The 6,771-nt window shown below is 54.5% G+C and carries 9 protein-coding genes and 1 pseudogene; 9 read left to right on the top strand and 1 reads right to left on the bottom strand.

Annotation, left to right across the window (positions count from 1 at the left end):
• Nucleotides 1-655: 655 nt before the first annotated feature.
• The 3 genes from ACVOMB_RS20520 to ACVOMB_RS20510 all read left to right on the top strand — a co-directional run bounded on the left by ACVOMB_RS20520 (nucleotide 656) and on the right by ACVOMB_RS20510 (nucleotide 2,529).
• Complete coding sequence (locus tag ACVOMB_RS20520; RefSeq protein WP_481532872.1) at nucleotides 656-1,240, top strand: hypothetical protein; 585 nt, start codon at nucleotides 656-658, stop codon at nucleotides 1,238-1,240.
• Entirely contained in the window at nucleotides 1,237-2,157 is a 921-nt protein-coding gene (locus ACVOMB_RS20515) for a Kiwa anti-phage protein KwaB-like domain-containing protein (protein ID WP_481532871.1), read from the top strand. Before ACVOMB_RS20520 ends, ACVOMB_RS20515 begins: the two co-directional genes overlap by 4 nt.
• A 72-nt stretch (nucleotides 2,158-2,229) precedes the next feature.
• The gene (locus ACVOMB_RS20510) at nucleotides 2,230-2,529 is read left to right on the top strand and encodes a hypothetical protein (protein ID WP_481532870.1); all 300 of its coding nucleotides are present in this window, start codon (nucleotides 2,230-2,232) and stop codon (nucleotides 2,527-2,529) included.
• A gap of 40 nt (nucleotides 2,530-2,569) precedes the next feature.
• On the opposite strand, the pseudogene ACVOMB_RS20505 reads toward ACVOMB_RS20510, so the two are convergent.
• Nucleotides 2,570-2,722 (bottom strand): annotated as a pseudogene (locus tag ACVOMB_RS20505) (transposase); the annotation flags it as partial.
• 177 nt (nucleotides 2,723-2,899) lie between these two features.
• Here ACVOMB_RS20505 and ACVOMB_RS20500 point away from each other — a divergent pair.
• The 6 genes from ACVOMB_RS20500 to ACVOMB_RS20475 all read left to right on the top strand — a co-directional run.
• Entirely contained in the window at nucleotides 2,900-3,985 is a 1,086-nt protein-coding gene (locus tag ACVOMB_RS20500; protein ID WP_481532869.1) for a tetratricopeptide repeat protein, read from the top strand.
• Between the two features lie 9 nt (nucleotides 3,986-3,994).
• Nucleotides 3,995-4,408: a hypothetical protein gene (locus ACVOMB_RS20495; protein ID WP_481532868.1), complete on the top strand. Its 414-nt coding sequence runs from the start codon at nucleotides 3,995-3,997 to the stop codon at nucleotides 4,406-4,408.
• Between the two features lie 64 nt (nucleotides 4,409-4,472).
• Nucleotides 4,473-5,087 (top strand): hypothetical protein, encoded by a 615-nt coding sequence (locus tag ACVOMB_RS20490; protein WP_481532867.1) that lies wholly within the window; start codon nucleotides 4,473-4,475, stop codon nucleotides 5,085-5,087.
• A gap of 18 nt (nucleotides 5,088-5,105) precedes the next feature.
• Nucleotides 5,106-5,411 carry a hypothetical protein gene (locus ACVOMB_RS20485; protein ID WP_481532866.1) on the top strand — a complete coding sequence of 102 codons (306 nt, stop codon included), beginning with the start codon at nucleotides 5,106-5,108 and terminating at the stop codon, nucleotides 5,409-5,411.
• Nucleotides 5,412-5,423: 12 nt separating this feature from the next.
• Entirely contained in the window at nucleotides 5,424-6,257 is an 834-nt protein-coding gene (locus tag ACVOMB_RS20480) for an abortive infection family protein (protein WP_481532865.1), read from the top strand.
• An 11-nt stretch (nucleotides 6,258-6,268) separates the two neighbouring features.
• On the top strand, nucleotides 6,269-6,771 hold a 503-nt coding region (locus tag ACVOMB_RS20475), incomplete at its 3' end, for a hypothetical protein (protein ID WP_481532864.1).

The raw sequence follows: 6,771 nt of genomic DNA, 5'->3' as shown, positions 1-6,771 counted from the left end.
CCGCAGATGGGGTAATTGCGCCTGCAGGACAGGAAATGCCGTCCTGCTGTGCGAAGTTAGGCATGAAAGTTACCGATTTGATGCAGGCTGCCGACTGCGCTAGTTCAATCGTTGCATAACAAAGGGTATGAGCTGATTGTTCAGACCTTCCCTAGGGACGGCTTTTTTCTTTTTATCTGGCGGAGAGAGGGGGATTGATTCGGTGCTTCGCACCTTCACCCTTCGGGCGGCTGCGCCGTCCCACCGGCTGCGCCGGCGGTCGAACCCATTGGGGCTCTCGTCGCCCATGCTCTCCGTCCAATAAATGAAAAAGCCGTCCACAAGGGACGGCTTTTTCATTTATTTGGCGGAGAGAGGGGGAAACAGTACCTTGACCGTCCCGCCTAGCTCCGGAGGCGTCCACAAACCGGATTTGTGTCCTGTGGTGTGTCCCGGATGCTACCCCAAGTTCGCCCCATGATGTGGGCAGGCTACGGCCTGGAGTTATTCGGATTGGGCCGTCCTAAAGATCGCCGAAGGCGAGCCGCTATCTATGAGGGCCTCTAATCAATGGGTATCTTTAGCTGGCGTCCTTGACCCGGCGGAGTTCTCGGTCGATGAGACGAGGCCGGTCTATGCTTGGCAACAGAGGGGTGGACTAGAAGGAAATACCGGAATGCAATTTCGGATGTGGTCAGCAGGAGTGCTTTTTCTAGGGTCATATGCCCCGATGGCCTTTGTCCTAGCGGCGCAAGACATCAAAAAAGCGCTGTGGGGAGAACCCATATGTGGTTGGGGAGGGCAGTTTGATTGCGAACTTCAGATCTTTGAGCACCCTTGGGCATCCTTGGCAGCAATAGTGGTTACATCAGTCGCACTTTGGCTGACGATGTATTCCATGAAGGCCGTCCGAATGAAGACTGAAGCTGAAGTTCTGTCCGCGAAGCCCGTTCCGAATGACCTGATTAATTATGTTTTCCCCTACGTTGTATCATTCATGGGGTTGAGTTACGGAGATCCACAGAAGTTGGCGGGATTCTTCGTATTTCTTGTCCTCTTGTTCTTGATTACGTATAGATCGGGGCAGATTCTGATGAACCCCGTATTGATTGCATTCGGCTGGCGACTGTATGAGGTTGATATCGTTGTCGGGGGAAACAGGGTCCGTAAGACCGTGCGCGCGCTGAAGCAGGGAAAGCTGCTGCCTGGCGAGCAGCTTATTGAGGATGTTCAGGAAGTATATTTGATGAGGGACCCATGAGCGATTTGGCATTGAATAGCCTCAAAGGATTTGACCTGGCTGGGTCAAAAGTGTTCCTTTGGATTTTTAAGAAGAGCGTTGGTGCGAAGAAATTCAAGGCTTACTACATCAAGACGGATCCAGTCCTGGAGGATTCTCTCAAAGGGTTTGCGGAAAATGAGAGGGCTCGAATTAACGAATGGATTCCATATGGGCATCTCTCTCAGCCCACCGACGATGGATGCCTCACTATTGCTGTTGGTGATACCGACTTTCAGGTTCTAAAGGACCTAGTTGATGAGCCTGAGGCTGACCATGCGACTAATGATCTTAAGAAGCTCAAAGGCGCTGTCGGCTACCTGGTGAAGTTTGTGAAGGACGGGGAGACCCTCTACGCCACGCGGCGCACGCCGATGACTTGGAAGCCTGTCTACAAAAAGAAAAATGTGATTAATGCCATTTTTAAAAATGGACAGTTGTCCGCTGTAGCAGGTGATGAGTTCACCCTTGAGCCGCGATTTGACATCTTCGCCTTGGACGATGTTCTTCTGGTGTCGAACAAGAGGGGCTTTGAGTCAATGATGCAGTATCGCGCTGGTTACGTTCAGGCGTTTGGCGAGCTCAAAGCGGAGCCGTCTTTCTCCGCTCTCTTCACTGATATGGCGCCATTGTTGGAATATGTCGGTGAGAACGGTACGCACCTGAAGAGGATGGCGGTCATTCAGGAGAAGTCTCTTTACTCTGACCCCAAATATCTCAAGGCGCTCAAGACCGTTGCGACGAAACGGAAGTGGGGCGTAACCTTCGATAAGGCTGGAAAAATAATTCCGACTGCAGCGACTGCAAAGGTGATCATTACTCTCTTGCTTGATCACCGTCTTGTGAGTGAGATCACTGACATCATGTATGACGTTCCTGATGGCACCCCGGTAAAATAAAGAGTAGGGGGCTGCAGCCTATGCGGGGGGCACGAGGCTGTGGGGACTGATGCCCCATACAAGGAGAAGGAAATGAAGAAGCTGTTGCTCATGCTAGCTGCAGGTGTCGCTCTAGCTACCTGTTTCGCAGTTTCGGCTCAGAGCCATTCGGTGAAGGGGCACTATCGTTCGGACGGTACTTACGTCCAGCCTCACCGCCGTAGCAATGCGAACTCTACCAAGCTGGACAACTACAGCACCCAAGGAAATTACAACCCCTACAACGGGAAGTCCGGGACTGTAGATCCTTACAAGCCGACGCAGAGCAATCCATACGGTAGCCCCTACAACCAGCCGAGGACGCAGCAGCGTCGATCTGGCTACGGGTACTGAAGTCTAGGGCCCTGCTGACGCGGGGCTTTTTTATAGTTCTTCACCCAACTCTGGGCAAGGCTGCACGGATTCTGAGGAGGAAATAGGCATCGTCTCGGTATCCGTAGGTGACGCGCTTGATGACCTTGATCTTGTTGTAAATCCCCTCGACCAGATTCGTTCCTAGGAGCCATCGGAAATGGGCGAGGATGCCTGAATCTGACATGTGACTGGCTTCACGCTCCGCTTACAATGGAGCGGTCATCAGTGAACAGGGGAAGTTCGTGCGCTCTACCATTTTTCTGAGCCTGAGGCTCGGCCTAGCACCGGCAAGCTTTCCAGGGGGAAGGGCGTCTCCGGCCTCCGGCCCGGGTGCGCAAGGGCTGGCCCCATGATTCTGGGTATCCTGGCTCTGCTCGTGCTTGGCTTCTTCTTCCCGCCTCTGTGGCTGGTTCTGATCGGCTACCTCATCTACATCTACGCCTCGCGCCACACCCGGAAGGAGCGAGCTGTGGAGGGCCGGATTCGGGCAATGATTGCTGCAAAGAAGGACATGGCGACGTTCTCCGAACTCTACTATGAGGCTGCCAGGTCATACGCCATCTCCAAAGGTTGCACCGTTTCCGACCACGAGGCGGCATCTGCTGCTGTGATGATTGATGGGAAGGCATGGAACGCCGTCTTTCTGAGGGAGCGGGATGGTGGCACGACGATTACGCTTCAAGATCATGCAGCAGTGGAGAAGTGGATTCAGAACGATGTCGATAGTGTTATTGCTGCTGGGAAGTCCGTCGAGCAAGTTCCCGATATCCGTTTGATGGACACCAGCACGCTCGCTCGGCAAAGAACTGACGAAGCCTTCCAGATGCTCTTGGGTAGAGCTGAGGACGGGGAAGCAGAGGCGCAGAACGAAATTGGCTTCTGTTATGGGAAGGGTGTCTACTTCGAGAAAAACTACAAGCTAGCTCACCATTGGTATGGGAAGTCCGCAGAGCAAGGGTTCGCGAACGCGCAGTTCAACTTGGGCGTTCTCCACTACCAAGGACTGGGTTGCAAGCGGGATATTGCGCAGGCTGAAGAGTGGTTCGATCTCGCAGCGGCCCAAGGACATTTGAATGCGCAGCAGAACTTGCGACGTATCGAATTGGAGAGGCCTCTTGTCCTAGAACTCTACGCCGTGAATCAGCAGCTTGGTAAGCAAAAAGCCCCCGGCTTGGTCGATTTCAAGCTCGCCCATCTCTATCTTGACGAACTCAAAGCCCTTATGGAGGACGAAGAGGTGCGCCAGGGCTTCGTTCTGGCGGCGACCACTGGACAGATTTCGTTGGCAAAGGCGGCAAAGATTCAGGACGCGGTGACTTGGGCGTGGAACCTGTCGTCAGCCACTCCGCTGACGTATCACCAGATCATCAATGCGGTCTCGAATGACGACTGGTCTGTTTTCAACGGAATGCCGGAAAGCGGCTCGGGAACCTGAGGGCGATAAATGGGATTGTTCAGCGGCATCAAAGACAACTTCAAGAAGAGCGAAGCAGCCGTTTGCGTCCAAAATCTTTTGGAGCAACAACAGAGAATCGGCTACTTCACCGGAAATCCGGCGAGCTATGCGAACGCTATTGTTCAAGCGGCGTGGGATGAGCGACCGCATGTATTCAACGGCAAGTTTGGTCAGAGACCCCACAAAATTTCGGTAACCGCTATCGTGCTGTCCAGGGCGCTCTCCCTGAGCAGTGAGGGAGACCCAAATCGGTTTGCGCTGCTGGCCTGCCTTGGAACCGCGTTGTCAGAGGCTCACACGAATGCGGGCTTCTACCCCTTTAACAACTTGGACATGACGCTGATTGAAGCGGCGGGCGAGGTGTTCGTTGAGAAGGGGAACGAGATGGGGGTTCCGATGTGACACGGATGCCAATCGGCTCTTGGTTCGATAGAAGTATCAGAAAAATTCAACAGGGGATTTCACAATGAAGAAGAAGGTGATGGCAAGCGTATTCGCAGCGTTGATGGCTCCTGCACTCGCGCATGCGACAGATTTCATGGGTATTGAGCTTGGGGCAAAGTTCGACATGCCTGAGTGCCAGTTCACCGGGGAGGGCTATCTCGCGCGCTACACCTTCGTCTTCGATCAGCCGATTCGGCCCTGCTGGAAACGCAGCATCCTTAAAGGCAAGCCGGGCGAGACGCTGGACAAGGACAGCAGCTTCAAAATCGACTTCGTGACCAGCGATGGCAAGACGCCGCTCGGTGTTGGCACGGACTCCACGCTAATCATTATTGATGGAGTAGTGGAGGGCGTGCAGGCCACCACAAACGGATACGAGCACCAGGACAGCATTCTTCGCGCGCTTCAAACGAAGTTCGGCAAGCCCACGTCTCTTAAAGAAGAGGCGATGGAAAACCGCATGGGTGCATCATTCCGATCTCATGAAGCGGTCTGGAAGACCCCGGCGCTTGAAGTCAAGTTCTCCGGCATGGTTTCCAGGATTGATTTCGGCTACATCTCGGTGTTTACGCCGAAGGCCACCGCCTTTATCGAAGAGGAATACGAGCGCAAGCAGAAAGCAGCACCGTCCTTCTGATCAACCATGGAGGTGGCTATGCCGCATAGCAAGGTGTCGCGCCGCTGCCGACTGTTGAACGGACTGGCGCTTCTGTTCGTCGGACCGCTGGCCTCTTGGTTAGCTTTCGGACTTCTGGTGCGGTTCCAAGAGTTACCAGCATCGCTGGACCGATTGCCTTTCACGTGGGCCTACTATCTGGGGATTACGGCGCTTCCCATGCTCTTCGGACTGATACTAACTGCATTTGTTCGACCTGCGTATGGATGGCTTGTTTACGCGCTGGGCAGTGCCTTCATGCTCTACGGGCAAGCCAAGCTGCTTGCCCTGCCGCCAGTCTACTGACAGAGATTCGCAATGCTGAAAGACTTTCCTCGCCCGCTGGCGTCCGTCATCGGTGATGTGGTGGGCAACCACACTCAGCATCACCAGACACTTGAAAACATGATGTATGAGGCCGGTGCATCTGGCGATCCACCGGAAGGTAGCTGCGTTCGAAAAGTGACAGAGTGGTTTGTGAGAGAGGGAAAGGATGACCCTTCCAAGTCGCTCACTATCCTTGGGAAATTCATCGAGACACTCATGGACGGCGAGGTATCGCGTTGGGACCCCGACCGCGAGCTCACGGCTCGCAAGCGCATCAACGAGGCCCTCGCTCGCTACCAACTGAGCTACGCGTTTGGCGGAAGGATTTTGAGTGCGCAGAGCGTAACCGCGCCCAGCCGAGCGTTCGCCGATGCGCTAAAAGAATTCTCTGTGGCCGAAGTCGAAGAGGAATTTGAGAGGGCACTTCGCTCTGTGGAGAGCGACCCCGCTTCTGCTGTGACAGCGGCATGTGCGATTGTTGAGGCGCTGTGCAAGCATTACATCGCTACGGAGGGCCTGGAACTGCCGTCAAGCCAGACCGTTAAGCCGCTTTGGGTAGTGGTTGCTAAGCACCTGAAGCTGTCGCCAGAGCAGTTGGAAGACGATGATCTAAAGCGAGTTCTTGCAGGGCTCAGCTCTATCATTGATGGCATCGGCGCCTTCCGGACTCATGCGGGTAGTGCCCACGGGCAGCACAAGCGCACGTATAAGGTCGCTCCGCGCCATGCTCGACTAGTTGTCCACTCCGCGCACTCACTGTGTTTGTTTGTTGTGGAGACCTGGAAGGAACGCAAGAAGAGCGGTACAAGTAGGCTGAAGGCTTAGGGGGGGGAGCTATGGGGATCGTTGGCTTTCTGAAGTCACTTCTGGGGACAAGGCCTCCTGACGTTCCTCAAGGCCAGGTGCCGCAAGAGGCTGACTACAAGGCTCTCGAAATCACGCCAAGCGATGACGTGTTCGATTGCTACAACGCCGTATTCGACCAAGCGATGGCGAGGGTGTCGGGTCTCCCTGCGGAAGACGTAGACGCCATCAAGGACTACATCATGGCTGTTGAAGGAGGCTTCTTGAATGCTCACGGATACTACGAGCACGTGTGGGAGAACTACTTCGTAGCCCGTTCTTGGCGATGGCTTGAGCATGAGGAGTGGCTGTCCATTTTCTCTGAACTGGGTCGCTTCCCGCTCAACTTTCCTCAGCCCGTGCCGTCTCAGCGGCCATCCGTTTCGGGTTCACCCCCGTTATCACGGACACTTACGAGAAGGCCGACCGAGGCCTTGAGGAGTGTTCATGTCGAAGCGAAGGAAGTTCAGTGCAGAGTTCAAGCGTGGCGCAGTTG

This window comes from Stenotrophomonas sp. STEN018 (genome assembly GCF_056760235.1).
This window is presented reverse-complemented; position numbering and strand designations above follow the sequence as displayed.